This window comes from Saccharopolyspora halophila (assembly GCF_039531955.1).
Classification (GTDB): Bacteria; Actinomycetota; Actinomycetes; order Mycobacteriales; family Pseudonocardiaceae; genus Saccharopolyspora; species Saccharopolyspora halophila.
Map to the genome: position 1 here is coordinate 108,032 of NZ_BAAARA010000010.1, position 25,298 is coordinate 133,329.

Sequence of the window (25,298 nt, forward strand, 5' to 3'; positions counted from 1 at the left end):
ACTCCTCTAGACAGGACGGTGCCGCTGGGGCACCCGAGGCGAAGGGGTTACAGCGGACGGCGGAACCCGCGAACCGCCGCGGCGATGCCGACGACGCACAGCAGGGTGCTGGTCGCCAGCGCGGCGAGCACACCGGTTCCGGTGGGCAGTGCCAGCGACAGGTCGCGCGAGGCGTCCACGGCGTAGGTCAGCGGGTTGATCTGGGCGATCACGCGCAGCCAGCTGGGCAGGGTCTCCAGCGGGACGAAGGCGCTGGAGGCGAACATCAGCGGGAACATCGCCAGGAAGCCGATGCTCTGCATGACCTCTTCCTTGCGCAGCCAGGCGCCGAGGGCGAGGAAGATCCAGGACAGCGACCAGCTGACGAACAGCGCCAGGCCGAAGGCGCCGAGCGTGCCCGGAAGGCCGCCCGCGGGGTCGAAGTCGAACACGGCGGCGGCCACGGTCAGCAGCACGACCAGCTGGACGGCGGTGCGCAGCAGGTCGGACAGACTGCGGGCGATCAGCACCGAGCTGATGCCTATGGGCAGGGCGCGGAACCGGGCGATGACACCGTTCTTCATGTCGGTGACCAGGCCGACGCCGGACTGCATGGCGGCGCCGATGCCGGTGGTGACCAGGATGGCCGGCATCAGGTAGTTGATGTAGCTGCCGCCCTGGGCGCTGACGCTGCCCATCATGGCGTTGCCGAAGACCTGGCTGAACAGCACGAGCATGATCAGCGGCTGCAGCAGGCTGAAGATGATGACCCTCGGGTCCTTGAGCAGCGCGCGCAGCGAGCGGCCGGTCAGCACCCGGATCTGGGTGAGGTATCCGGCGCCGCGCCAGCGTCGTTGTCCGCTCGGTGCCTGGGTTCGCGTGGGTTCGGGAGTGTTCAGCGTGATGGTCATGGATTCCCCTCAGGCAGCGGTGGGCGTGTGGGCCAGGGCGAGGTAGACGTCGTCCAGCGTCGGTTCGCCGAGTCCGAGGTCGCCGATGTCGATGCCGGAGTCGTCCAGCGCGCGGACCACGTCGGCCAGTTCGCGGGAGGCGGTGACCGGAACGGTCAGCGCGTTGCGGGCCTCGTCGTGCGTGGGGGAGAAGCCGGCCGCCGTAAGCGCGGGGAGCGCTCTGCTCATGTCCGCGGGGTCGGCGAGCGTGGCGTTGACGGTGCGCTGGCCGACCTGGGCCTTGAGCTCGTCGGCGGTGCCGGTGGCCACGACCTTGCCCGCGGAGAGCACGGTGATCGAGTCGGCCAGCCGGTCGGCCTCGTCGAGGTACTGCGTGGTCAGCAGGACGGTGGTGCCGTCGGCGACGAGGTTCTCCACGATCTGCCACAGGTTGAGGCGGCTGACCGGGTCGAGTCCGGTGGTCGGCTCGTCGAGGAAGATCACGTCGGGCTGGCCGACCAGGCTGGCGGCGATGTCCAGGCGCCTGCGCATGCCGCCGGAGTAGGTGCGGGCGGGGCGTCGTGCGGCCTCGGCGAGGTCGAAGGTCCCCAGCAGCTCGTCGGCGCGGTGCTTGGCTTCGCGGTTGCTCGCGCCGAGCAGGCGGGCGATGAGCACGAGGTTGTCGAATCCGGAGAGTTGTTCGTCGACGGCGGCGAACTGGCCGGTGAGGCCGATGCGCGAGGTGACCTCGCGGCGGTCCTTGACCACGTCGAGCCCCGCGATGCGGGCGCTTCCGCTGGTGGGCGGTAACAGGGTGCTGAGCACGTTGATCAGCGTGGTCTTGCCCGCGCCGTTGTGGCCGAGCAGGCCCAGCACGGTGCCTTGCGGGACGGCGAGGCTGACATCGTCGAGGGCGGTGACCTCGCCGAACTTCTGGGTGATGTGGCTCGCTTGGATGATCGGTTCGTTCAACGGGACTCCCCAGTCGGGTTGGTGGTCTCGGCGATCGCGCCGTGCAGCAGCACATCGACGCGGGCGCGGATTTCGGCCTCCTGGTCGGCGGTGCCGCTGTCGGCGGAGGTCGCGGTGAACCGGATGCCGAGGATGAGCGCCTGCAACAGGTTCGCGAGCTGATCCGGTGGTATCCGGAGCTCGTGGGGTTCGACGAGCGAGGCGATGGCGGCGTTGAGGTCGTGGATGAACTGCTCGCGCGAGTCCATCGGCGAGGGCTTGTTCCCGGAGGCGCCACCGCGCAGGTCGAACCCCGAGTTCGCGAGGGTGTGCACGAGCTCGCCGAAGCGGGTGAAGTGATCCAGGAACAGCCGGGAGGCTTCGGTCAGCCGGGTGGCTGGATCGGCATCACGCGGGACGGCGCGAACCGCCTCGCAGAGCTCGTCGGGCCGCAGCGCGGCCGTGACGCACGTCCGCAGGAGTTCGTCCTTGTCCTTGAAGGCGCGGAAGACGGTTCCCTCGGCGATGTCGGCGGCCTGGGCGATCTGCTTGGTGGTGATGTGGGCGCCGTGCTCACGCACCAGCGGCAGCACCGCCTCGACGATGGCCTCGCGGCGCTGGTCGGGGCTCATCGCCGACGCGCGTCGACGCGTTTGGTCTGCGGTCACCGGACCACTGTATGAGTGAGCGCTCACTCCGGTCAATGAGCGTGCGCTCACTCATATGTCCGCTCCGGGGTCGCGCGGGACCGGGCGGGTCGTGCGGAGACGAAAAACGCCCCCGGCGACATCGGCTCGGGGGCGGGCGGGAGAGCGGGCGGCGGGCTCAGTCGTAGCCGCGGACCAGGTGGCTCTCGTCCTCATCCGGTTCGACGACGGGTTCGTAGCGGGTCTGGCCCGGCAGGTCGACGTCTTCGAACTCGGGCTCGAGGGAGTCCTGTGGCGCGGTTCGGTGGTCGGAGAGCGTCATTGGGGGCTCCTCTCGGCGCGGAAGTTACCGCCTGATGGTGCTTCTGAGCCCGCGAGATCGCAGGTGCGACACACGCGAGTGACCCTCGATATCGCCCGGTCGGGATATGCAATGGTCATATAACGGCATCTATTACTTCAGTGCCGACCGAAACTAATGCTTCGCCCGGCCAGTCACCTCCCGATAAAAGACCGCAACGACGCAGGGTCAGCCTCGCGGCGTGAGGCGGGTTCCGTTGCGGATGTCGAGGTAGCTGCCGTTGTCGACCACGGTCTTGCCCGCTTGGCAGACCCACGGGATGCCGCGCGGCGGCCGCATCGGGTCCTGGTAGTCGCCGACGTCGGTGACCTCATCGGGGTCGAAGGCGACCAGGTCGGCGATCTTGCCCTCGGCGATGAGGCCGCGGTCCGGGATCCGGAAGGACTCCGCGGGCAGCGAGGTCATCTTGCGGATTGCTTCCGGGAGGCTCAGCACCTCGTTGTCCCGGACGTAGCGGGCGAGCACGCGCGGGAACGTGCCGGTCATGCGCGGGTGCGGTTTGCCGCCGAGGCCGGGTGGCAGGCCATCGGAACCGATCATGGTGTGCTCGTTGCGCAGTGCGCGTTCGAGATCGTCCTCGTGCATCGAGAAGTGGGTCATCGAGACCCGCAGGCGCTCGTTGACCAGCACCTCGATGAGCGCCTGTACCGGTTCGATCCCGCGCTGGGCTGCGATGTCGGTCAGCGTCTGGCCCTCGTAGCGGTGATCGGGCGTGGAGGCGATGAGGATGCGGTCGAAGCTGGTGCGCCGTTCGATGGTGGTGGAGAGCTCCAGGTAGGCGCTGCGGTCCTTCAGGCGCGCCAGGGTGTAGTCGTCATCGCCGTTGAGGTAGTCGGGCGGCAGCAGCGCGGTCAGCGTGGTCGACGACGCGGTGTAGGGGTAGACGTCGTTGCGCACGTCGTGGCCGTCGTTCCTGGCGCGGTGCAGTCGGTGCAGGGCCGGGCGGAGCTTGCCCCAGTTGTGCGGGCGGGCGGCCTTGAGGTGCGAGATGTGCGTGCGGCCCGCGACCTCGCCGATGCGCAGGGCCTCGTCGATGGCGCTGAAGAGTTCGTCGCCCTCGTTGCGCATGTGCGTGACGTAGAGTCCGTCGCCGCCGAGGACGCGGGCGAGGGCGATGAGCTCCTCGGTGGTGGCGTACCTGGCGGGCGGGTAGCCCAGTCCGCTGGAGAGTCCGAACGCCCCGGCGCTCATGCCCTCTTCGAGCCCGTCGCGCATGGTGCGCAGGGCCTGTTCGTCGGCTGCGGCGTCGGTCATGCCGGTGGTGGCCGCGCGCAGGGTTCCGTGGCCGATGAGCGGGCAGTGGTTGGTGGTGTAGCCGGCCGCGTCGGTGGCGGCGAAGAGTTCGGCGAAGGTGGGCCTGGGCGTTGTGGTGGTGGGGAAGAGCCGTTGCAGGAATCCGGTCACGGCGGCGGCGTGGGTTTCGTCGTGTGGGGCGAGGCTGAACCCGCAGTTGCCGACGACTTCGGTGGTCACGCCTTGCAGGATCTTGGTGGTGTCGTGCTCGGTGAGCAGCGGTGCGTTGTCGGCGTGCGAGTGGGCGTCGATGAAGCCCGGTGCGAGCACGAGTCCGGTGAGGTCGCGGCGTGGGAGGTGCTCGGGTGCGGTGCCGGGGTCGAGCACGGCGGTGATGCGGTCGTCGTCGAGGAGGACGTCGGCGCGCCGTAATGGGGCGCCGGTGCCGTCGGCGATGGTGGCTCCGGTGAGCAGTTCGGTCATGTGCCCCGCCTTTCAGGTCCGCGATCGAGATCATGTTGCCGTGTCCGGCGGGCGCTGGGAATGACCGTTGGTCGTGGGCGTGTTGGGCCGGATGGTGCCGCCCGGCGGATGGGTGGTGTGTCGAGTTCTGGGGTGCGTCGTGCACGGTGAGTACAAGGTTCCCGGTGGAAAGCTGGTCGTCGTCGATGTCGAGGTCGACGGTGGTCGGTTGGCGGATGTGCGGTTGAGCGGGGATTTCTTCCTGGAGCCGGACGAGGCGTTGGAATCGATCAACGCGGCGTTGGTCGGTGCGGCGGTCGATGCTGATGGCGCGGAGCTGGCGGCGCGGGTTCGGGGCGGGTTGCCCGCGGATGCGCGCTTGGTGGGCTTCAGCGCGGAGTCGGTGGCCGTGGCGGTCCGGCGCGCGTTGACGCGGGCCTCGGGCTGGGCGGACCACCGGTGGCGGTTGATTCACGACGGGCCGCAGTCGCCGTTGATGCACATGGCGTTGGATCAGGTGCTGGCCGAGGAGGTCGGTGCGGGGCGTCGGGAGCCGACGTTGCGGTTCTGGGAGTGGGCCGCGCCGTCGGTGATCATCGGGAGTTTCCAGTCGGTGCGCAACGAGGTCGACATGGCGGCCGCGCGGCGGTTGGGCGTCGAGGTGGTTCGGCGGATCACCGGTGGTGGTGCGATGTTCGTGGAGCCGGGCAACACGGTGACGTATTCGCTGTACGCGCCCGCGTCGCTGGTGGCGGGGATGAGCACGGCGGAGTCGTACGCGTTCCTGGACGATTGGGTGCTCGGTGTGCTGGGGGATCTGGGGCTCAACGTGTGGTATCAGCCGATCAACGACATCGCGTCGGATGGCGGCAAGATAGGGGGTGCGGCGCAGAAGCGGTTGCGCGATGGCGCGGTGCTGCACCACGTGACGATGTCGTACTCGATCGATGTGGCCAAGATGGGCCAGATCCTGCGCGTGGGTGGTGAGAAGCTCTCGGACAAGGGCGTCGCGAGCGCGGTCAAGCGGGTGGATCCGCTGGCGCGGCAGACCGGGTTGGACCGGGAGGTGGTCATCGATCGGCTCGCCGAGGGGTTCCGCTCCCGGTTCGGGCTCACCGGGGGTGCGGTGACCGAGGAGGAGTTGGCGCGCGCCGAGCGGTTGGTGGAGTCGAAGTTCGCCACTCCGGAGTGGTTCGCGCGGGTGCCTTAGGGGCCCTTGCGGTATGCGGCGGAGCCGCAGGGGTGTGGCACTCAACGCGCGCCGCAGGGGGTTCTGACGCGTCGTGTGGCGAGGACAGCTGCGTCGCCGCGTAGGCCGCTGATCGAGGAGCGGAACCTCGGAGGCCGCCGGGCGCCGGGAGTCGAGCACGCCCCTGGGCGTCGCGGGCTGAGGTCGCGCTTCGGGTACGGCTTCCGCCTGATGCCGAGGTGGTCTCTCGGGCCGGTGGGTGTCAGGTGATGGGTGCGGGCGGGCCGGGGGTGCTGCGCTTGCGGCGCAGCCAGATCTTGCGGGTGCCGTCGGAGTAGAGCAGGACTCGGGAGAGTTCCCAGCCGGCGAATTCGGCGTGGATGCTGAGTTGGGTCGCTGCGCTGATGCGGGTGACGCCGGGTGGCAGGCGCAGCGGCCGGTACTCCCAGTCGGTGTCGGTCGTGGCTTCTTGCAGGGTGCTCACTGTTTCACCACCTGGTATCCGGCGCCGTTGGCGGAGGCGATGTAGACGTTTCCGGTGTCGGGGTCGACGGTGACCGAGTTGGCCTGGCTGATGGTGGGCAGCCTGCGGGTTTCTCGGGGTTGTCCGCCTGCGACGTCGTAGGCGACGACCTCGTTGGTGGCGGTCATGGTGACCCAGGCGAGGTCGTTCTTGGGGTCGTAGGCGATTCCGTAGGGGGAGGCGGGCAGCGGGTAGCGCTGTTTGAGCACGAGCGGGTCGGTGCTGAAGGCGAGGAGTGCTTGGCCGCGGGTGTCGACGGTGAGGATGCGGCCGAAGCGGTCGAGCACGGCGTTGGTGGCGCCTTGGCCGGCGCGCAGGCCGGCGCCTTTGCGGCCGTTTGTGGGGTCGACCGGGGTGATGGAGGTGGTCAGCCGGTCGAGGACGTTGAGTTCGCCGCCGGCGGGCAGCAGTTGTGCGGGGCCGGTGAACTTCTCGCTGCTGGTGGTGGGTTTGCCGTGGTCGAGGACTGCGACGGTGTTGGTGTCACCGAGGATGGCCGCGGTGCGTCCGTCCGGGAGGGTGGTGGCCTCGACGGGGCCGCCTGCCACGGGGGTGGGCGTGCTGGTGGCGGTGCGGAGGTCGACGCGGGCGATCTGGTCGGCCTCGGGCAGGGCGGCCAGCACGTGTCCTGAGGTGACGTGCAGCGAGGCGGGGGCGGCGGCCAGGGGCACGGTTCGGCGGCTTCCGTCGCGGCCGATGAGGATCAGTTCGCTTCCGCTGGCCAGCACGAGGGTGCGGGTGTCGCGGTCGAAGGTGGTGTGCTGGATCGGCGGTGCGGGGTGCACGGTGCCGGTGACTCGGGTGCTGCTCGCGGGGGAGTTCGCGGGCGTGGCGGCGGTGAGGTTGTCGGTGACCTGGAGGGGGTCGGTGTTCTGGTTCATGCCGCAGCTGGTCAGCAGGGTGGTGGTGACGCAGACGCAGGCGATGACCAGGCGACGCAACGGGTTCCTCCTCGGTGATGCTTACCCGCGGGACGTGCGGTGACTGCTCTCCAGCATCCCCGATGCGGGTTCGGGGGTGGGGCCCGCCCCGGTGGGCAAGCCCTCAGCTTGGCATGTCGTGCGCGTGGCGTGAATGCGTCGAGGCGGCGTTGCGTCTGGTCGGTGGAGTGTTGCGGGGTGGTGTGGTCAGTCTTGTGCGGGGCTGAGTTCGGGGTAGGCGGCTTGTGGGGCGCTGATGTCGTCGAGGGCGGCTCGGATGGCCGGTTGCAGGACGATGTCTTCGGCGGTGAGGTTGTTCTTGAGCTGGGTGGCGGTGCGGGCGCCGAGGATGGGTGCGGTCACGCCTGGGCGGTCGCGCACCCAGGCCAGGGCGAGGTGGGCCGGGCTCGCGGCGAGTCCTTCGGCGGCGGTGAGCAGGGCTTGCACGATTCGTGCGGCGCGTTCGGTGCGGTGGTGTTCGACGTAGCTGGCGAGGTCGTTGGTGGCGCCGCGGGAGTCGGGTGGGGTGGCGCTGCGGTACTTGCCGGTGAGCACGCCGCGTCCGAGGGGTGCCCAGGCGAGGATGCCGAGGCCGTGGTGTTCGGCGGCGGGGGCGACTTCGCGTTCGATGCCGCGTTCGAGCAGGGAGTACTCGACTTGGGTGGCCACCAGTGGTGTGCGGGCGGGGTGGGCGTTCTGGTGGGTGGCGGCGGTGGCGGTTTGCCAGCCGGCGTAGTTGGCGATTCCGGCGTAGCGCACGCGGCCGCTGGTGACTGCGGTGTCGAGGGCGGCGAGGGTTTCGTCGAGGGGGACCGCGGGGTCCCAGGCGTGCAGTTGCCACAGGTCGATGTGGTCGGTGCGCAGTCGTTGCAGCGAGGCGTCGAGGGCGGCCAGCAGGGAGCCGCGGGAGGCGCCGCCGCCGAAGGGGCCGGGGGCGCGGCGGGCGGCGGCTTTGGTGGCCAGCACGATTTCGTCGCGGGGTATGTGGTGGGTGAGCAGGTCGCCGAGGATTTCTTCGCTGGTGCCGTCGGCGTAGACGTCGGCGGTGTCGATGAGGGTGCCGCCGGCGTCGTGGAAGGTCGTCAGGATGTCGGCGGCTTCGTCCGCGTCGACGTCGATGCCCCAGGTCATGGTGCCGAGCGCGAAGCGGGAGACGCGGAGGCCGCTGCGGCCGAGCTGTCGCTGTTCCACGGGGCCTGAGGGTATGCGCTGCGGCGGCCCGGGTCGGTGAGGTTGGCCCGGCGGGTCCGAGATGACGTGTGGTGGATCACATCGTGGTCGTGTCCCGGCGTTCGCCGTTGCTGTTAGTGATCAGTTGGTGGCTGACCTGGCCCGATGGAGTGATGGGCCGGGGCCGGGGGTGTGGCGGGGATGCTGCAAGATCTGGGGAAACCGAGCCGGGATTGTCAAGGCCCGGGTTTCATTTCGATGTGCTGGAGTGGGTTTCGTTGTCGTGGTTGCAGGCCATGGTGTTGGCCGTGGTCCAAGGGCTCACCGAGTTCCTGCCGATTTCCTCGTCCGGGCACCTGGCGATCGTGTCGAAGCTGTTCTTCGGTGGCGACGCGGGCGCGTCGTTCACGGCGGTCACGCAGATCGGCACCGAGCTGGCGGTGGTCATCTACTTCATCGGTGACATCGCCCGGCTGATCGCGGTGTGGTTCCGGGGACTGTTCAATGTCGAGATCCGAGCCACGCAGGACTACAAGCTGTCGTGGTACGTGATCGTGGGCAGCTTGCCCATCGGCATCCTCGGTTTCCTGTTCCAGGACTACATCCGTTCGACGCTGCGCAGTCTGTGGATCACCGGCACCACGCTGATCGTGTTCGGCATCCTGATGGGCCTGGCCGAGCGGTACGGCAAGCAGCTGCGTGCGCAGGCCCAGCTGCGCTTGAGCGACGGTGTGCTGATGGGGCTGGCGCAGGCGCTGGCGCTCATTCCCGGGGTGTCGCGCTCCGGCGGGACGATCACCGCGGGTCTGTCGCTGGGGCTGGCGCGTTCGACCGCGGTGCGGTTCTCGTTCCTGCTGGCCATCCCCGCGGTCTTCGCCGCGGGGATCTCCGAGCTCGGGCACGTCTTCGAGCCGAGCGGGCCCGGGATGCAGCCGACGGTCGCGCAGATGTGGGTCTCCACCATCGTGGCCGGGGTCATCGGTTATCTGGTGATCGCCTGGTTGCTGCGGTTCGTGCAGCGCCACAGCGTGTACATCTTCGTGTGGTGGCGCATCGCGGTGGGTCTGGCGGTCTACGCGCTGCTGGGCTTCGGGGTCATCCCCGCCTGATATTCGCCTCCGGCGATGCCGGGGCGGTCCGCGCGTGGTGCGGGCCGCCCCGGTTTTTTGCGCGCGGGTAGCCTCGTCGGGCGTGGCGACTCTCATACTGCTGCGGCATGCGCGATCGGCGGCCAACGGATCCGGCACCCTCGCGGGGCGCACCCCCGGCGTGGGGCTGGACGAGACGGGCGACAAGCAGGCCCAGGGCCTGCTGGAGCGGCTGCGCGGCGTGCCGCTGTCGCGCGTGGTCAGTTCCCCGCTGCAGCGCTGCCGGGAGACCGTTGCCGGGCTTGTCGCCGAGCGCGAGCTCGACCCGGTGGTCGAACAGCGGCTGGCCGAGGTGGATTACGGCGACTGGACGGGCCGCAAGGTCACCGATCTCACCGGTGAGGATCTCTGGAAGGTGGTGCAGCAGCACCCCTCGGCGGCGGTGTTTCCCGGTGGTGAGGGGCTGGCCGAGGTCCAGTCGCGTGCGGTGGCCGCGGTGCGCGAGCACGACCGCCAGGTCGGTGACGACCAGGTGTGGTTGCTGTGCAGTCATGGTGACGTGATCAAGTCGGTGCTGGCCGACGCGCTCGGGCTGCACTTGGACTCCTTCCAGCGCATCGTCGTGGATCCCTGTTCGGTCAGCGTCGTTCGCTACACCGATACCCGCCCGTTCGTGCTCAAGGTCAACGACACCGGTGGTGATGTCTCCGGTCTGCTGCCGCCGAAGGACTCCGGTGGCTCCGATGCGGTGCCCGGTGGCACGACCGGTCAGGACAAGGGCTGAACCCGCGGGCGTGGTGATCGGCATCGGGGCGGCCGGGGCCACATCGGTGGTGGCCGTGCCGGTGGGTGTGAAAGTCCGCGCGCGGGCGCGCGGTTGGTGCTCGGTGGCCTCGCGTGCGCTCGCGCGTTCGCGCATCATGATCGGGTCGGGATCGCCGAGAACGCGGAGCGGGGGCTGTGGTCGAGCTCAAAACCGGCGGTGAGATCGAGGCGCTGCGCCGAGCCGGTGGTCTCGTGGCCCGGGTGTTGGATGCGGTGCGCGAGCACGTCGCGGTGGGGGTGCGACTGGGCGAGCTCGACGAACTCGCTGGCGGCGTGCTCGCCGATGCCGGGGCGCAGGCGGTGCTCGAAGGGCACCGCCACGGTCGGTCGGACCGGCCGTTTCCCGCAGTGATCCGGACCTCGCTCAACGACGAGATCGTGCACGGCGTGGCCGGTGCCCGGGTGCTCTCCGACGGTGATCTGCTGGGTCTTGACCTCGCCGCCAGGCTGGACGGCTGGATCGGGCATTCGGCGCTGACCTGCGCGGTCGGGGCTTGCGCGGCGGAGGACGCGCGGCTGTTGGAGACCACCGAGCAGGCGCTGGCCGACGGGATCGCCGCGGCGCGGCCCGGTGCGCGGCTGGGCGATGTCTCGCGCGCGATCGGGGTGGTCGGGCGCAGCGCCGGTTTCGGCATTCCGCCGTTGGGCGGGCATGGTCTGGGGCGTGGGTTGCGGGAGGAACCCACGGTGGCCAACGACGGGCACCGGGGTCGCGGGATGCCGTTGCGTCCGGGCTTGGTGGTCAGCGTGGAGCCGATGTTCACCTCCGGTGGTCGTGATCACCTCGAGTTGCGTGGTCACGCGGTCGTCACCGGTGATGACAGTCGGGCGGCCCATTTCGGCCACACCGTGGCCATCACCGATGACGGTCCGCTGGTGCTCACTGCCCGGCCGGGTGGGTGAGGCCGCTGCGGGTGAGGTTGGGGCTCGGGACGCTCGGGTGTGGCGGGGCGCCGAGGCGGCGCCAGGCGGGCAGCAGCGGGCACAGCGACAGCAGTCCGCCCGCGGCGGTGAACACCGCTAGGGCGGGCATGAGTCCGAGCTGGTCGCCGAGCGCTCCGGCCGTGATGGTGCCCAGGGGCATGGCCAGCGTGGCGGTGGCCGAGATCGTGGCGAACACGCGGGCGCGTAGCCGGGGTGGGGTTCGTTCGGTGCGCACCGCGGCGAGGATGGGGTTGATCGGTCCGAAGGCCAGCATCAGCACGCCGCTGGCGATGAGCAGCACCACCAGGGGCGGTTGGAGCAGGAAGATGCCGGATCGGGGCGCGAACACCAGCAGGTAGCAGGTGACCAGGACCGGCCAGCGCGGCAGGCGCAGGCCCAGTGTGGTGAACAGCAGGGTGCCGGTGATCATCGCAGTGCCGGTGACGGCGTAGAGCGCTCCGATGTGTGCTGAGGAGCCCAGGATCCAGATTCCGTAGGCGGGTACCAGCACGGAGAACAGTCCGCTGTTGACCGCGTTGGTGGCCGCGGCCAGCCACATGATGGCTTGCAGGGTGCGGTCGGTGCGTAGGAAGTTCCAGGCCTGGCGCAGGCGGGTGCGGGGTTGGCTGCGGGAGTGCTGGTGGGTGGTTTCGGGCAGTGCGGTGGCCGTGATGGCGGCGGACAGCAAGAAGCTCGAGGCGTCCAGCAGCAGTACCGCGGGTACGCCTGTGAGGGCGATCAGTGCTCCGGCCAGTGGGGCGCCCAGGGCTTTGGCGGCTTGAGTGGGTGTGTCGTGGGCGGCGGTGACTCGTTCCACCGGTGTGGCGGTCACCTTGGTGATTTCGGGGATGAGCACCAGTCGGGCGGCGTCGCCGGGGCCGCGGGTGAGCCCGATGATCCAGGCCAGCACGACCAGGGCCCATCCGGTCAGCGCACCCAGGTGGTGCAGGATCGGGATCGCGGCGAGCAGCGGGGCGGCGGCGAGGTCGAAGAGCACGGCCGCGCGGCGGGGTCGGAGCCGGTCGATCCACGGGCCGCCGAGGACCGAGCCGAGGACGACTCCGGTGGTTTCGGCGGCCACGACCACGCCGGTGTGCAGTCCGCTGCCGGTGGCGGACAGCACGAACCACGGGATGGCCAGCAGGGTCATGCCGGTGCCCAGTCCGGATATCGCGCTGGCTGTGGCCAGGCCCAGCAGCGGCGCCTTCATCGTCTCGGCGGGTCGGGTCGGTGTTGCGGCAGAGCGTGCCAGTGCACCACCACATCGGTGTCTCCGCTCTGCGGGGCGCGGCGGAAATTGTCGATGACCTCGGTGATGCGGCGGTTGAGGTCGGTGGCTTCGGCTACCGAGAGGTGCAGGCGGTAGTCGGACAGTTCGGCGGCCTGGCGCCAGTGCTCGGGCCAGTCGTTCATCGTGGCCAGGTAGATGCCTGCTTGCTCGTGGTGCACCGCGTTGACGCCGTGCAGGTAGGTCGTCAGGGCGCCGGCGAGGTCGGGGTCGCGGCTGAGTGCGACGACGTCGACGCTGGTTTGCTCCTGGGCGGCGGTCCACCAGCGTTCCCGCCGGTTGCCGCGGTGGAGGTCTTCGGTGACCAGGCCGGCGGCGGCGAGTTGACGCAGGTGCCAGCTGGTGTTGGCGGAGTTGTGACCGAATCGCTTGGCCAGGGCGGTGGCTGTGGAGGCGCCGTCGAGGCGGAGCGCGCCGAGCAGTTGTACGCGCAGCGGGTGTGCGAGCGCGCGCAGTCGTTTGGCGTCCAGGTGTGCTGTGCGGGGTTGTTCATCGGTGGTCATGCACCCGAACCTAAGATCACAAAGAGCCATTTGCAAAAGTCTCTTTGTGGGCTTGTGCGCTGCGCAGATGCCGTGGCCGCGGGGTGTGGTTTCGCCAATCGGGTCCCACCACACCCCGCTCCCGCCCCGGCATGGGCAGCTAGGTCCGCTCGCTCGCGGTCAGCACGACCTTGCCGTGATTGCGGCGGGATTCGACCAGCTCGTGGGCGGCGGCGGCCTCGGCCAGCGGCAGCTCAGCATGCACCGGCGCATGTAAGACGCCGCTGCGATGCCAGTCCCACAGCTCATCGCGCCAGCAGGCGAACAACGCCGGTTTGTCCCGCGCCAGCGCGGCCATTTGAAACCCGGTGACCGAAGCGTTGCGCGCCACCAGCTGCCGGGTGTGCAGGCAACCACCGCCGCGGGCGAAGGCCACCAGACGGCCGCCGCGGCGCAGTGATCGCGTCGCCGGATCCAGCAGTCCGCCGCCCACCCCGTCGAGCACGACGTCGACCGGCTCCGGTGGCGGCATCCGGTCGTAGGTGATGACCTCATCGGCGCCGCAGCCGAAGGCGAACGCGGTCTTGGCGGTGCTGGAGACCGCGGCCACGACCCGTTCGGCCCCGGCGGCTTTGGCCAACTGCACCACCAGCGCGCCCGTCGCCCCGGCCGCGGCGGTGACCAGCACCGACTCGCCGCGGCCGACCAGTCCCGCCGTGCAGACCCCGCGCGCGATCGGCCCGGAGCGCACCAGCGCGACCACCTCGGCGGCTCGGGCGTGCTCGGGGACCGGTGCGGCCTGCGAGCGCTCGAGCAGCACGAACTCGGCGTAGGCGTCCTGCAGGCACATGCCGGCCACCCGCGTGCCCGGCGTGAACCCGGTTCCCGCGCCCGCCGCGCCGACGATCCCGACGACCTCACCGGCCAGCGGGGTGGGCGAAGGGCCTTCGCGCACGTGCAGCACCGACGGCAGGGTCACCCCGGCCGCCTCCACCCGCACCAGCAGCTGGCCCGGTCCCGGCAGCGGCGCGGGGGCCTCCTCGGTGAACAGCACCTCCGGGCCGCCGTTGGCCTCATAACGAACGCGGCGCATGACTACCTCCCCAGTAACCGTTGGGATAACCAACGAAAACCACCGTAGGGAGAGTCCGTTGGGAAGTCCAACGAATCAGGGGTAGAGTCCCCGAACGTGGCACGCACCGACCCCACCGGCGCGACACCCGCGCACGCCTTGGAGCACATCCAATCCCTGCCCAGCTGGCTGACCGGCCGGGTCGCCACGCGCGCCCGCGAACTCGTCGCCGAGGCCCTCGCCGCCGAAGGCCTCCGGCTCGGCCACCACGCCGTGCTGGCCGCCGTGGTCGCGCACGGACCCCTGGCGCAGGCCGAACTCGTCCGCCGCCTGGACCTCGACGCCAAAGACGTCGTGGTCCACCTCGACCACCTGCAGCAACGCGGGCTGGTGCAACGCCGCCCGGACCCGGCCGATCGCCGCAAGAACGCCGTGTCGGCCACCGAGGAGGGAATCGCGACCCTCGCCCGCTGCACCGAACTGGCCGAGCAGGCCAACAACCGGCTGCTGGAGCCGCTCAGCACCGCCGAGCAGCAGCTGCTGATCTCGCTGCTGGCCCGGCTCCAGCAGGACTGACGACGACCCCTCGCGCCCGGCGGGGACTACCCGCAACGCCAGTAGTCGGCCACCGCCTCCGGGGCGAAGGCACCGCGGTCGGTGACCACCGTGGTCACCAGCGCCGGATCGGTGACGTCGAAAGCCGGGTACAGCCCCCGCACGCGCGGTCCCGCCGTGCGCTGGCCGAGGGCGTGCAGCACCTCGCTGCCGTCGCGGTATTCGATGGGCACGTCGGCGCCGGTGGGCGAATCCGGATCCGGGGCGTGGCACAACGCGTGGAAGGGCACGTCGAAAGCACGCGCGGCGGTGGCCAGCTGCAGCGTGCCGATCTTGTTGATCACGTGGCCGTCCATGCTGACCCGGTCGCTGGCGGTCACCAGCGCGTCGACCTGACCGGAGCGCATCAGCGAAGCCGGCATCGCGTCGGTGACCAGAGTGGCCTGCACGCCCATCTCGGCCAGCGATTCGGCGGTCAGCCGAGCGCCCTGCAGGTAGGGGCGCGTTTCGGTGCACACGAACGACGGCCGCTTGCCCGCCTCGAGCGCGGCCTCGACCATCCCGAGCAGGTAGAGATCGCCCCAGCAGTGGGTGAGCACCCGCGCCCGCTGCGGTAACAACCGCGCGGCGGCGCGGCCCATCTCGGCGCAACGCCCGCGGTAATCGGCCTCGCCGGCGCGGGCACCGGTCAAGGCCGCAGTGGCCACGTCGGCCGCACCGCGGTCGACCTCGTCGAGCACCCAGGCCACGGCCTTGCGCGGCTGGTCGTTGGTCGGGCGCGTGGCGATCAACCGTTCGGCCGCGGCCCGCAGGTGAGCGCGGGCGTCGGGCTCGCCCGCGGCCTCCCGCGCGGCCAGCACCATGCCGCCCAGCACCGCGAAGTACGGCCCCGAGGACTGGGTGACCATCTGCTCGATCGCGGTGGCGACCTCCTCGACGGTGCGGGCGCGCACCCAGTGGTGCTCGAACGGGAACACCCGCCGGTCGAGGAGGTGCACTCCGTCGGTGTCCAGCCGCACGCTGTCGGCCAGCAGCGGCAGGTGCGGGTGCGACGAAGGCGGGGGCATGGCTGTGGTCCTCGAAGACGTCCGGATCGGTGCGAGCGCCAGCCTAACCGCGCCGGGAAGACGACTTGTTAGGCTGGCTAACACCCCATGATCACATGCGCCCGGCGGGGCGTGTTGCACGCTGCGGCGAGCGCTCGAGGCATTCGAAGGCTGGTCGCGCCGTCCCCGCGGGCAACGACGAGAAAGGCCACCCGTGGTCGATTCCCGGCCCCGCGAAGCCGGACCCGTGCTGCGAGCCGATGACGTCGACGTCGTGCGCGAGGGCGCGCACCTGCTGCGCGAGGTCTCGCTGCGGGTCGAACGCGGTCAGCACTGGGCACTGCTGGGTTCCAACGGCGCGGGCAAGACAACGCTGCTGGGGTTGCTGGGCGTCTCGACGCACCCCACCCGCGGCACCGTCGAGGTGCTCGGTCACCGGCTCGGCCGCGTCGACATGCGCGCGCTGCGCGGCTACGTCGGCCACATCGATCCCCGGCACCCGGTGCGCGCGCCGCTGACGGCGCGGCAGGTGGTGCTCACCGGCGCGACCAACACCACCGAACTCGTGCCGCGCTGGGAACCCGACGCCGAGCAGCTCGCCCGCGCCGAGCGGTTGATCGCCACGCTGGGGATGGCCGAGAAGTCCGAATCCCGTTGGGACACGCTCTCGCAGGGCGAGCGCGGTCGTGCGCTCATCGCCCGCGCGCTGATGCCCACGCCCCGGTTGTTGCTGCTCGACGAGCCGGCGACGGGACTGGACCTGGCCGCCCGCGAGCAGCTGCTCAGCGGCCTGGACGCGTTGCGCGCCGAGCATCCCGAGCTGGCCACGGTGCTGGTGACCCACCACTTGGAGGAGCTGCCCGCCAGCACGACTCACGCGATGCTGCTGCGCGAGGGGCGATGCCTGGTGTCCGGAGCCGTCGACGACGTGCTCACCAGCGACAACATCAGCAAGTGCTTCAACCATCCGGTGCGGTTGAGCCGTGTGGCGGGACGGTGGCTCGCGCGTGCCGAAAACGGGGTGCGCGACGGGATTTCGAATGAAAGGCTGACTTGATGAGCGAGCAGAGCCCTGGCTGGATCACCGCGCCCGTCACCGAGCGGATGCTGCGCGGGGCCGTGGAGGTCGAGCGAACCGGCGGCGGGCTGCTACCGCATCGATTGCCCGCGCACGCTCGGCGTCGGGGTGCCGATGAGGGGGTGCTGCGGGCCGAGTCGCAGCCTTCGGGTGTGCGCCTGGTGCTGCGCACCCGCGCGACGGCGATCGAGTTGGACACGGTGCGCACCCGCATCGCCTACGTGGGCGCGCCTGCTCGGCCCGATGGGGTCTACGACCTGCTGGTTGACGGGCTGCCGGCCGGGCAGGCGTGCACCAGCGGCGGCAACGTGGTCGAGCTCGACATGAGCACCGGCGCGAGCACTACCGAGTTCGGCCCCGCGGGCACGGTGTCGTTCTCCGGTCTCGACGCGCGGGAGAAGACGGTCGAGATCTGGTTGCCGCACACCGAGACGACCGAGCTGCTCGAGCTGCGCGCCGACGCGCCCGTCGAGGCCGCGCCGGAGTCGGGGTTGCCGCGCTGGGTGCATCACGGCAGTTCCATCAGTCACGGGTCCAACGCCCTCCAGCCCAGCCGCACCTGGCCGGCGCTGGCGGCCCGGCGCAGTGGTGTGGAGCTGACCAATCTGGGTTTCAGCGGCAGCGCGTTGCTGGACCCGTTCACCGCGCGCGCCATCGGCGGGCTCGAGGCCGACGTGATCAGCCTCAAGCTCGGGATCAACCTGGTCGGGGGCGATGTGATGCGCATGCGCGCGTTCGTCCCGGCCGTGCACGGTTTCCTCGACATCGTCCGGCAGGCGCATCCCGAGGTGCCGTTGCTGGTGGTCTCGCCGGTCCATTGCCCGATCCACGAGGACACGCCGGGGCCCGGCGCACCCGATTTCAGCGGTGGTGGGGTGCGCTTCTGCGCCACCGGTGATCCGGCCGAGGTCGCCGCGGGCAAGCTCACGCTGGCCACCGTGCGCACGGCCTTGGCCGAGGTCGTCGAGCAGCGGGGAGATCCGCTGCTGGCCTACTTGGACGGTCGCGAGCTCTACGGCGAGTCCGATTTCGCCGAGTTGCCGCTGCCGGATGCGCTGCACCCGGATCCGGCCACTCATGAGCGCATGGGGCTGCGCTTCGCCGAGCGCGCCTTCGGCCCGGGCGGCCCGTTGGCCGCGCGTTAGCGGGCCGCCGTGGTGGTGGTCGTGGTGCCGGCGCAGGATGCAGGTCTGCGCCGGCACCACGACCACCACCACGGCGGGTTCAGCGCTTCTTCTTCGGCGGGTCCTTGCGCAGCAGGTCCGGTCCGATGATCTTGCGGACGACCCGGCGCATCAGGCTGCGCTTGCGCACCGGTGCCGGTGCGTCCAGATCCGGTGCCCGGCCGGGCTGCACGGCCGGTTGGGGGCCGGTCGCCACGGTCGACGGGGAGGGCTGGACATCGGGGTTGAGGCGCTTGGCGAATTCCGGCTGTTCTTCGCGGATCGCCGGGATGTAGGGCTGGGTGACCTCGACGTGTTCGGGTGTCGGGGGCGGAGCCATCGGGGGCTGTGCCGCGGCCGGGGGCGCCGGCCGCGGTTGCTCGGCGGGCATCGGCATCTGGTTCGGGGGTGGCGCCGGTGCCGGGGCGGGGTTCGGTGCCGCTGGGTGCGCGGCATCCGGGGGTGTGGGGGCCGCCGGAGTTTCGGCGATCACCTCGTCCAAGGGCAGGCTGCCCGCGATGCGGGTCGTCGGCGGCCCCGAATCCTCCTGCTCGGCCCCGGAAGACGGGACCACGGGCTGGAACCACGGTCGAGAAAGATCGTCTTGAATAGTCATCCGTATCGACTCTGCGTGAGCACGGCCAGTGTCACCGGATCGGGTACTTCCATTCCGGTCGAGGAGACCCTACCGGTAACGGACAGATAAAGCACACCCCCGTGTTCCCCAACCCACTCGCTCCGATCACGCCACATCCGGTTCGCGCCAACGGCGCAGCTCGAACACGCTCAGCGAGCCACGCAGTCCCCGGCGCCCGCGGCCTGCCGCAACTGGCCGAACTCGGCGGCGAGGGTCTGCTCGCTCCAGTGCGCGTTGAGCCCGCTGGGATTGGGCAGCACCCACACGCCCGCGCCCGCGATCGTGCGGTCCTGCCTGCCGAACGTGGCGCGCCGCTGAGCGAACGCGGTCCGGTAGGCGGTCACGCCCACGATCGCCACCCACTGCGGCCGCAGCCGCGTGACCTTGTCCTCCAGCGCCCGCGCGCCGGCGCGCAGTTCCTCGGTGGAGAGCTCGGCGGCCTTGGCGCTGGCCCTGTCGACCAGGTTGGTGATCCCGAGCCCGAAGGCGGGCAGTTCGTCCTGCTCCTCGGGCTGCAGGCGGCGCGGGGTGAACCCGCAGGCGTGCAGCACCGGCCAGAACCGGTTGCCCGGCCGGGAGAAGTGCAGCCCGGTCGCCCCGGACCACAGTCCCGGGTTGATGCCGCAGAAGAGCACTCGCAGGTCCGGCGCCACCACGTCGGGGATCACCGCCCCCGCGGCGGCCTCCACCTCGTGCGCACTCGGCCGTTCAGACACCCGCACCTCCGAAAAGTCGGATTCCACACTAAACGGCGCCGTCGATCTCGAGCACACGTGGTGCCGCCACGACCGGCGCGGCGGCACCACGTCGCGGATTCAGTCGGTGCCGGTCTCGATCGCCGCCCGGTCCAGTGCCTCGGACTCGGACTCCTCGGCGCCCACCGAGGCGATCGCCTCGGCGCCGCCGGGCTCCAGCGAGCCGACCAGATCGGTCTGCGCCTTGCCGACCAGCCCCAGCTTCGCGTAGCCCTCGAGCTTGGCGCGGGAATCGGCGATGTCGAGGTTGCGCATGGTCATCTGCCCGATCCGGTCGGTCGGGCCGAACGCGGCGTCCTCGGTGCGCTCCATCGACAGCTTGTCCGGGTGGTAGGAGAACGCCGGTCCCTTGGTGTCGATGATCGAGTAGTCCTCGCCGCGACGCAGCCGCAGCGTCACCTCACCGGTGACCGCCGAACCGACCCAGCGCTGCAGCGACTCGCGCAGCATCAGCGCCTGCGGGTCGAACCACCGGCCCTCGTACATCAACCGGCCGAGCTTGCGGCCCTCGTTGTGGTACGCGGCCACGGTGTCCTCGTTGTGGATGGCGTTGACCAGCCGCTCGTAGGCGGTGAACAGCAGCGCCATGCCCGGTGCCTCGTAGATGCCGCGGGACTTGGCCTCGATGATGCGGTTCTCGATCTGGTCGCTCATGCCCAGCCCGTGCCGGCCGCCGATGGCGTTGGCCTCGTGCACCAGGTCCACCGGCGAGTCGAACTCCTTGCCGTTGATGGCCACCGGACGGCCCTGCTGGAACGAGACCGTGACGTCCTCGGTGGGGATGTGCACCGAGTCGTCCCAGAACTTCACGCCCATGATCGGGTCGACGATCTCGATGCCGGTGTCGAGGTGCTCGAGCTGCTTGGCCTCGTGCGTGGCGCCCCAGATGTTGGCGTCGGTGGAATAGGCCTTCTCCGCCGAGTCGCGGTAGGGCAGGCCGTGCTCGGTCAGCCACTCCGACATCTCCTGGCGGCCACCGAGCTCTTCGACGAAGTCCTCGTCGAGCCACGGCTTGTAGATGCGCAGCCGCGGATTGGCCATCAGCCCGTAGCGGTAGAACCGCTCGATGTCGTTGCCCTTGAACGTCGACCCGTCGCCCCAGATCTGCACGTCGTCGGCCAGCATCGCGCGAACCAGCAGGGTGGCGGTCACCGCCCGGCCCAGCGGTGTCGTGTTGAAGTAGGTGCGCCCGCCCGAGCGGATGTGGAAGGCCCCGCAGGTCAGCGCGGCCAGGCCTTCCTCGACAAGCGCCTCGCGGCAGTCGACCATGCGCGCGATCTCGGCGCCGTAATCGGTGGCCCGGCCCGGGATCGAGGCGATGTCGGACTCGTCGTATTGCCCGATGTCGGCGGTGTAGGCGCACGGCACGGCGCCCTTGTCGCGCATCCAGGCCACGGCCACGGAGGTGTCGAGGCCGCCGGAGAAGGCGATGCCGACCCGGTGGCCGACCGGCAGAGACGTCAGAACCTTGGACATGCGGCAAGTTTATGCGACGGGCTGCATTGTTATCCACCCGGGGTGGGTGGGCCCTCCCGGATGCGGCCGGACGGCTCACCGGCGTCCGGCCGCGCGTGATCGGCGCCGAGATCGTCGGCCTTGAGCTAGAGCCCGCTCTAGCTCGTAGCGTTCGCCCACCGACCACGAGGGAGCGGATATGACCCGGTTCACCGGAAAGCGGATCTTGATCACCGGAGGCACCAGCGGCATCGGTCTCGCGGGCGCGCGAGCATCGCCGCCGAGGGCGGGCGGCTGATCCTCACCGGCACCCGCCCGGAAGGCATCACCGAGACGCGCCGGCAGGTGCCCGCAGCGCACGTGCTGGCCAACGACGCGGCCGATCCGGCCGCCGGTGACGAGCTGGCGGCCTCGATCGCCGACCTCGGCGGTCTCGGCGGTCTCGACGGGTTGTGGCTCAACGCCGGCTACGCCGACGTCTGCGATGTCGACGAGGTCAGCGCCGAGTTCTTCGATCGCATGATGAGCGCCAACGTGCGCGGCCCGGTGCTGCAGCTGGCCAGACTGGCCGAACACCTCAACGACGGCGCTTCGGTGGTGCTCACCTCGTCGACCGGGACCTACGAGGGGTCGGCAGTGGCGAGCGTCTACGCCGCGACGAAAGGCGCCCTGGTCGCGGTGGCGCGCGGCTGGGCGAGCGCCTTGGCCGACCGCGGCATCCGCGTCAACACGCTGATCCCGGGCGCGATCAGCACGGGTTTTCGCGATTTCATGCCGCCGCAGGCGCGCGAGCGCTTCGAGCACGACGTCGTCAGCCGCGTGCCGCTCGGGCGCACCGGCACCGCCGAGGAAGCCGCGGCGGTCGCGCTGTTCCTGCTCTGCGACGAGGCCTCCTACGTCACCGCGAGCCAGTACGCCGTCGACGGAGGCCTGACGAAACGCTAGAACTCGACCCGCCCGGCCACCGTTGCGACATGGCCCGATTTGCCCGGAATCGAGCTCCCGCGCCGCGGTGTCGTGGGCAGCGCAGCGGGCAAGACCACCCTCTCCGGCGAACTGGAAACCGGCTGGACGTTCCGGCGATCAACCTGGACCGGCACTACGGGAAACCCGGCTGGTGGCGGCCACCGGCACCGCAGCGGCGGCGAGCGAGCCGGGTCGCTGGATGCCCGCCAGGCCCGGATCGCCGGCGGGAACTACTGGTCCACGCTCGACACAGGCTCGCCCGAGCCGACGCCGCCGGCTTCCTGACCTGCAGCCTGCGATGCCTGCTGCAGGCACTGCGACGTCAGCTGCGGCACCGGTTCCACAGCCTGCAGGCACCGCGATGCCCCGAACGCTGGTCGTGATCCTTCTTCGGCTACATCTGATGCAACCACCCGCCATCGACCGCGCCTGCTGTCCACGCTGGCCGAGCGGGCCGTACACGCGCCTCGTCGTGCTGCGCACACGCCACGGGATGCGGGACTTTCTCACCGTGCTCGCGTGCGGCCACGTGCCCGTGCTCGCCGTGCGCCCGAGCCGGGGCGCTCCTGCGGAAGTGGTGCTCCTGGAGGGCTCGTCGAGCAGGTGGCGCAGGAACCCCTCCTCAGCGGCGAGGAAGTCGCGGGGCAGCCGCACCGGCAGCACGTGGTCGTAGCCAGTGAATTCGGCGCTACCGTCCTCGTCGCTCTCCAATATTCGGCCGCTCGGCAGGGCTAGCAGGATCGGGGAGTGCGTGGCCACTAGGTGGGGCAGCGGGGCGGCGGTGCGGATCGGCGTCGAGGCGTTCGATCTCGCTGGCCATGCCGTAGCAGGACTCGGCGGGCAGGAAGAATCCGCTGCGTGGTTTGCGGTTCCGGCGCACGATCGGGTGCTCGCCGAGGCTGGACTCGCTGGGGCGGGTGGCGATGGCTTCGACGAGCGTGGATTTGCCGGAACCGTTCTCTCCCACGAGAAGCGTCACTGACGAATTGGTGTCGAGTTCGTGGCCTACGAGCCGACTGATCGCCGGCAGCCCCGAGGGGGACTGGTTGGTGGCGGCCAGCCGGACGTGACGCTGGCAACGCCCTGCTGCTCTCGCGCGGGTTCGGGCTTGGCGGCATCGCCCGCACCAGCACGCCCACCCGTCTGGCCCCGGCTCGTGAAGCGTGCGCTCGATCGGGCACGCGAACGAGCACACGCTTCGACGCCGCGATCAGCGCCGCGGGATCCGATCGATGGTCGAGGCCACCGTTGGCGTGCCGTCGACGGTCTCGTGCCCGCCGCGCCGCGTCAGTCTCGCGGACCGTAGCGCTCGGCGATGGCCTGCGAGCTGTCCCACCGGCTGTAGGTGGGCGACTGCGGCCAGCCCTCCGGCGAATCCTGCCACTGCTCCTGGCGGCCGTAGGGCAGCACGTCGACGAGCGCGAAGGTGTGGCTGAGCTGCTCGGTGCCGCGCCCGCTGGTGTGCCAGGTCCGGTAGACCGTCTGCCCGTCGCGCAGGAACACGTTGACCGCGAACCCACCTCCCGGTGGGGCGCCGACATCGGTGCCGAACGTGCTCTCGGCGGTGGAGTACCAGGTCATGGTGTTGCCGACCCGTCGTTTGTAGTCCAGGGCCTCCTCGATCGGGCCCTGGGTGACGATGACGAACCGGGCGTCGTAGTTGGCCAGGAATTCCAGCCGGGTGAACTGCGAGGTGTAGGCGGTGCAGCCCGGACACTGCCACTGCTGTCCCGGCGCGAACATGTGGTTGTAGACGATCAGCTGCGCGGCGCCGTCGAAGACCTCGGCCAGCCGCACCGGGCCGTGCTCGCCGTCGAGGACGTACTCGGGCATCTCGACCATCGGCAGCCGGCGCCGCTGCGCGGCGATGGCGTCGAGTTCGCGCGTGGCGGCCTTCTCGCGGGCGCGCAGCGCGTCGAGCTCGCTTCGCCAGGTGTCGGGGTCGACGACGGGTGGTAGGGCACGGGTGCTCATGGTGACCTCACTGCGCAACGAGTGGTGGGTGCACCGGGGCAGACCCGGCCCGCGCGCGGAACTCATCGGTGCCCGGCCGGCTCGCCGGCGGTAGGGCTCACCCGGGCGGTTGCTCGTCGGTGGCCGTGGTGGGATCCCAGACGCCGCGGGTGGTGCCGCGGGCCAGGTGCTGTTCGTAGACGCCGACCTTCCAGGAGATCAGCTCGAGGCATCCCTGCAGTTCGTGGAGCTGGGCTTGCACCTGTTGGCGGTGTTTGCGCAGCAGCGCGAGGCGTTGGTCCTCGTTGCCGGGGCCTTGGCGCACCAGCGCGGCGAAGGCGCGCAGGTCGGCCAGCGGCATGCCGGAGGTGCGCAGCCGGGTGCAGATGTGCAACCAGTCCACGTCCTCGCGGTGGTAGACGCGTCGTCCGCCCGCGGTGCGGCGCACCGGTGCCAGCAGCAGGTCCTGTTGTTCGTAGAAGCGCAACGCGTGCACGCTCAGGCCGGTGCGCGCCGCCACGTCACCGATGCTCAGTTCCTCGTCCGGGGATTGCGCGGAAGTCATGATCGCCGAGGTTAGCGCCACACCCGGTCGGTGGGGCGTCGTCGGTGACCGGGCGGGCTCCGGCGGTGTGGTCGGGCGAGCCTCGGGCGGCTCGCCCGACCGGCGGGTCAGTGCTCGACGGGCCGCACCGTGAGGGTCTGCTCGGCCCGGCCGACGGGTCCGCGCTGGTCGTGCAGCACGGTGCTGGTCAGGCCGATCCCGGAGATGCCGAAGACGACGCCGGTGTCCAGGCCCGTCCAGCTGCCCTCGGGCCTGCGGTGCAGGTGGATGGTCAGGTCGAGGTTGGGGAACATCCACTTGGTGGGTTCCTGGCGCACCGCGATGCCGTTGGCCGTGTCGACCAGCGCCACGAACGAGGCCAGCGGGCTGACCGGTTCGTCGGCGACGAGTTCGGTGCCGGTCGACATCCACGCCGAGGTGCGCCCCGGCTGGGGTGTGCCGACGGTGCGGGTTTCGAGCGTGCTGATGAATCCCCTCGCGGGCCAGACCGAGTCCATCGACCAGGACTCGAGGGTTTCCGGGGTGGGCATGCGGTCGGGCTGGCCACCGACCACGGAACTCGTGTCGGCCTCGGCCATGAACCACGCGCGGGCGCGCACCACGGCGCGTCCGCCGATGGTGACGGTGGCTTCGACGAGTTCGATGGTGCGTCCGGGCCGGGTGGTCTCCACCGACAGGTCGAACTCCTCGAGCCGGATCTGGCCGAGGATGTCGAAGCTGATGCGGCTCAACGCCATCGGGGTGGCTTGGCGCTGGGCGCGGTGGGTTTCGATGGCGTGGGTGATGAGCCCGGCCAGCGGGCTGACGTGCTGCTCGTCTTCACGCCAGGCCCCGCCCACGAGGGAGGTCGGGCAGAAGCGGTCAGGGCCGATCCGCTGGAAGTAGTGCGACGCGGTCGGCGGGGTGACGGTCAAGGCGAGCTCCTCGAGTACTGCGGATGTCTAACCATCCCAGCCTATTGGCCCCGGCCGCCGGTGCTGGCGGGCGCGAACCGGTTCAGGCAGTGGTGTTGCTCGCACCGCCACCGGATGGCCTCGGTCGCGCACGCGTCGTGCGGGCCGAGGTGTGCCCGGCGGTGTCGCCGACGAGAGCGGAGTGGCCGAGTCCCGCGCCCGTCGCGG

Annotated in this window: 28 protein-coding genes; 9 read left to right on the forward strand and 19 right to left on the reverse strand. The window is 70.6% G+C overall.

The window, feature by feature from the left end; translation table 11 throughout:
* Window positions 1-47: 47 nt before the first annotated feature.
* The 5 genes from ABD289_RS16140 to ABD289_RS16160 all read right to left on the reverse strand — a co-directional run bounded on the left by ABD289_RS16140 (window position 48) and on the right by ABD289_RS16160 (window position 4,544).
* Complete coding sequence (locus ABD289_RS16140) at window positions 48-890, reverse strand: ABC transporter permease (RefSeq protein ID WP_344132747.1); 843 nt, start codon at window positions 888-890, stop codon at window positions 48-50.
* Window positions 891-899: 9 nt separating this feature from the next.
* Complete coding sequence (locus ABD289_RS16145) at window positions 900-1,841, reverse strand: ATP-binding cassette domain-containing protein (RefSeq protein ID WP_344132750.1); 942 nt, start codon at window positions 1,839-1,841, stop codon at window positions 900-902.
* Window positions 1,838-2,488, reverse strand: coding sequence for a TetR/AcrR family transcriptional regulator (locus ABD289_RS16150; RefSeq protein ID WP_344132753.1), 651 nt, complete (start codon window positions 2,486-2,488; stop codon window positions 1,838-1,840). The genes ABD289_RS16145 and ABD289_RS16150 overlap by 4 nt, the downstream gene beginning before the upstream one ends.
* 157 nt (window positions 2,489-2,645) lie before the next feature.
* Window positions 2,646-2,789 (reverse strand): hypothetical protein, encoded by a 144-nt coding sequence (locus ABD289_RS16155; RefSeq protein WP_344132756.1) that lies wholly within the window; start codon window positions 2,787-2,789, stop codon window positions 2,646-2,648.
* A gap of 207 nt (window positions 2,790-2,996) precedes the next feature.
* Window positions 2,997-4,544, reverse strand: a complete 1,548-nt coding sequence (locus tag ABD289_RS16160) for an N-acyl-D-amino-acid deacylase family protein (protein ID WP_344132759.1) — start codon at window positions 4,542-4,544, stop codon at window positions 2,997-2,999.
* Between the two features lie 115 nt (window positions 4,545-4,659).
* Here ABD289_RS16160 and lplAB point away from each other — a divergent pair, with 115 nt between their 5' ends.
* Window positions 4,660-5,733: a lipoate-protein ligase LplAB gene (gene lplAB / locus ABD289_RS16165; protein WP_344132762.1), complete on the forward strand. Its 1,074-nt coding sequence runs from the start codon at window positions 4,660-4,662 to the stop codon at window positions 5,731-5,733.
* Window positions 5,734-5,974: 241 nt separating this feature from the next.
* On the opposite strand, the gene ABD289_RS16170 is transcribed toward lplAB, so the two are convergent.
* From ABD289_RS16170 to ABD289_RS16180, 3 genes are all read right to left on the reverse strand, one after another.
* A complete protein-coding gene (locus ABD289_RS16170) occupies window positions 5,975-6,196 on the reverse strand; it encodes a DUF5703 family protein (protein ID WP_344132765.1) in 222 nt (73 codons plus the stop codon).
* A complete protein-coding gene (locus ABD289_RS16175) occupies window positions 6,193-7,176 on the reverse strand; it encodes a YncE family protein (RefSeq protein ID WP_344132768.1) in 984 nt (327 codons plus the stop codon). The genes ABD289_RS16170 and ABD289_RS16175 overlap by 4 nt, the downstream gene beginning before the upstream one ends.
* A gap of 186 nt (window positions 7,177-7,362) precedes the next feature.
* Window positions 7,363-8,346: an aldo/keto reductase gene (locus ABD289_RS16180; RefSeq protein ID WP_344132771.1), complete on the reverse strand. Its 984-nt coding sequence runs from the start codon at window positions 8,344-8,346 to the stop codon at window positions 7,363-7,365.
* Window positions 8,347-8,585: 239 nt separating this feature from the next.
* Between ABD289_RS16180 and ABD289_RS16185 the strand changes: the two genes are divergently transcribed.
* The 3 genes from ABD289_RS16185 to map all read left to right on the forward strand — a co-directional run bounded on the left by ABD289_RS16185 (window position 8,586) and on the right by map (window position 11,141).
* Window positions 8,586-9,434 (forward strand): undecaprenyl-diphosphate phosphatase, encoded by an 849-nt coding sequence (locus ABD289_RS16185; protein ID WP_344132774.1) that lies wholly within the window; start codon window positions 8,586-8,588, stop codon window positions 9,432-9,434.
* 82 nt (window positions 9,435-9,516) lie between these two features.
* A complete protein-coding gene (locus ABD289_RS16190; RefSeq protein WP_344132777.1) occupies window positions 9,517-10,197 on the forward strand; it encodes a histidine phosphatase family protein in 681 nt (226 codons plus the stop codon).
* Between the two features lie 176 nt (window positions 10,198-10,373).
* Window positions 10,374-11,141: a type I methionyl aminopeptidase gene (gene map, locus ABD289_RS16195; RefSeq protein WP_344132780.1), complete on the forward strand. Its 768-nt coding sequence runs from the start codon at window positions 10,374-10,376 to the stop codon at window positions 11,139-11,141.
* Here the strand turns inward: map and ABD289_RS16200 are convergent.
* The 3 genes from ABD289_RS16200 to ABD289_RS16210 form a co-directional block, all read right to left on the reverse strand.
* Window positions 11,119-12,372: an MFS transporter gene (locus ABD289_RS16200; RefSeq protein ID WP_344132783.1), complete on the reverse strand. Its 1,254-nt coding sequence runs from the start codon at window positions 12,370-12,372 to the stop codon at window positions 11,119-11,121. The two genes, map and ABD289_RS16200, sit on opposite strands and share 23 nt — an antisense overlap.
* The gene (locus ABD289_RS16205) at window positions 12,369-12,953 is read right to left on the reverse strand and encodes a helix-turn-helix domain-containing protein (RefSeq protein WP_344132787.1); all 585 of its coding nucleotides are present in this window, start codon (window positions 12,951-12,953) and stop codon (window positions 12,369-12,371) included. Before ABD289_RS16205 ends, ABD289_RS16200 begins: the two co-directional genes overlap by 4 nt.
* Window positions 12,954-13,092: 139 nt before the next feature.
* Entirely contained in the window at window positions 13,093-14,025 is a 933-nt protein-coding gene (locus ABD289_RS16210) for a quinone oxidoreductase family protein (protein ID WP_344132790.1), read from the reverse strand.
* 96 nt (window positions 14,026-14,121) lie between these two features.
* Here ABD289_RS16210 and ABD289_RS16215 point away from each other — a divergent pair, with 96 nt between their 5' ends.
* On the forward strand, window positions 14,122-14,580 hold the full coding sequence (locus tag ABD289_RS16215) for a MarR family winged helix-turn-helix transcriptional regulator (RefSeq protein ID WP_344132793.1): 459 nt from the start codon (window positions 14,122-14,124) through the stop codon (window positions 14,578-14,580).
* A gap of 26 nt (window positions 14,581-14,606) precedes the next feature.
* On the opposite strand, the gene ABD289_RS16220 is transcribed toward ABD289_RS16215, so the two are convergent.
* The gene (locus ABD289_RS16220; protein WP_344132796.1) at window positions 14,607-15,626 is read right to left on the reverse strand and encodes a translation initiation factor eIF-2B alpha/beta/delta subunit family protein; all 1,020 of its coding nucleotides are present in this window, start codon (window positions 15,624-15,626) and stop codon (window positions 14,607-14,609) included.
* A 193-nt stretch (window positions 15,627-15,819) separates the two neighbouring features.
* On the opposite strand from ABD289_RS16220, the gene ABD289_RS16225 reads away from it, so the two are divergent.
* Both ABD289_RS16225 and ABD289_RS16230 read left to right on the forward strand, forming a co-directional pair.
* Window positions 15,820-16,662 carry an ABC transporter ATP-binding protein gene (locus ABD289_RS16225; protein ID WP_344132799.1) on the forward strand — a complete coding sequence of 281 codons (843 nt, stop codon included), beginning with the start codon at window positions 15,820-15,822 and terminating at the stop codon, window positions 16,660-16,662.
* Entirely contained in the window at window positions 16,662-17,828 is a 1,167-nt protein-coding gene (locus tag ABD289_RS16230) for a GDSL-type esterase/lipase family protein (protein WP_344132802.1), read from the forward strand. The genes ABD289_RS16225 and ABD289_RS16230 overlap by 1 nt, the downstream gene beginning before the upstream one ends.
* A 79-nt stretch (window positions 17,829-17,907) precedes the next feature.
* Here the strand turns inward: ABD289_RS16230 and ABD289_RS16235 are convergent, their stop codons facing one another.
* The 3 genes from ABD289_RS16235 to argG all read right to left on the reverse strand — a co-directional run bounded on the left by ABD289_RS16235 (window position 17,908) and on the right by argG (window position 20,714).
* The gene (locus ABD289_RS16235) at window positions 17,908-18,462 is read right to left on the reverse strand and encodes a hypothetical protein (RefSeq protein WP_344132805.1); all 555 of its coding nucleotides are present in this window, start codon (window positions 18,460-18,462) and stop codon (window positions 17,908-17,910) included.
* A gap of 170 nt (window positions 18,463-18,632) precedes the next feature.
* Window positions 18,633-19,199, reverse strand: coding sequence for a G/U mismatch-specific DNA glycosylase (mug, locus tag ABD289_RS16240; protein WP_344132808.1), 567 nt, complete (start codon window positions 19,197-19,199; stop codon window positions 18,633-18,635).
* 99 nt (window positions 19,200-19,298) lie between these two features.
* A complete protein-coding gene (gene argG, locus ABD289_RS16245; RefSeq protein ID WP_344132811.1) occupies window positions 19,299-20,714 on the reverse strand; it encodes an argininosuccinate synthase in 1,416 nt (471 codons plus the stop codon).
* Window positions 20,715-20,966: 252 nt separating this feature from the next.
* On the opposite strand from argG, the gene ABD289_RS16250 reads away from it, so the two are divergent.
* Together ABD289_RS16250 and ABD289_RS16255 are read left to right on the forward strand one after the other, a co-directional pair.
* Window positions 20,967-21,638, forward strand: coding sequence for an SDR family oxidoreductase (locus ABD289_RS16250; RefSeq protein ID WP_344133630.1), 672 nt, complete (start codon window positions 20,967-20,969; stop codon window positions 21,636-21,638).
* Window positions 21,639-21,710: 72 nt separating this feature from the next.
* Window positions 21,711-21,944: a hypothetical protein gene (locus ABD289_RS16255; protein WP_344132814.1), complete on the forward strand. Its 234-nt coding sequence runs from the start codon at window positions 21,711-21,713 to the stop codon at window positions 21,942-21,944.
* A 403-nt stretch (window positions 21,945-22,347) separates the two neighbouring features.
* Here the strand turns inward: ABD289_RS16255 and ABD289_RS16260 are convergent, their stop codons facing one another.
* The 4 genes from ABD289_RS16260 to ABD289_RS16275 all read right to left on the reverse strand — a co-directional run bounded on the left by ABD289_RS16260 (window position 22,348) and on the right by ABD289_RS16275 (window position 25,091).
* Complete coding sequence (locus tag ABD289_RS16260; RefSeq protein ID WP_344132817.1) at window positions 22,348-22,638, reverse strand: hypothetical protein; 291 nt, start codon at window positions 22,636-22,638, stop codon at window positions 22,348-22,350.
* Window positions 22,639-22,946: 308 nt separating this feature from the next.
* On the reverse strand, window positions 22,947-23,633 hold the full coding sequence (locus ABD289_RS16265; RefSeq protein ID WP_344132820.1) for a DUF899 domain-containing protein: 687 nt from the start codon (window positions 23,631-23,633) through the stop codon (window positions 22,947-22,949).
* A gap of 97 nt (window positions 23,634-23,730) precedes the next feature.
* Complete coding sequence (locus ABD289_RS16270) at window positions 23,731-24,177, reverse strand: MerR family transcriptional regulator (RefSeq protein WP_344132823.1); 447 nt, start codon at window positions 24,175-24,177, stop codon at window positions 23,731-23,733.
* A 107-nt stretch (window positions 24,178-24,284) separates the two neighbouring features.
* On the reverse strand, window positions 24,285-25,091 hold the full coding sequence (locus ABD289_RS16275) for a thioesterase family protein (protein ID WP_344132826.1): 807 nt from the start codon (window positions 25,089-25,091) through the stop codon (window positions 24,285-24,287).
* Window positions 25,092-25,298 lie beyond the last annotated feature (207 nt).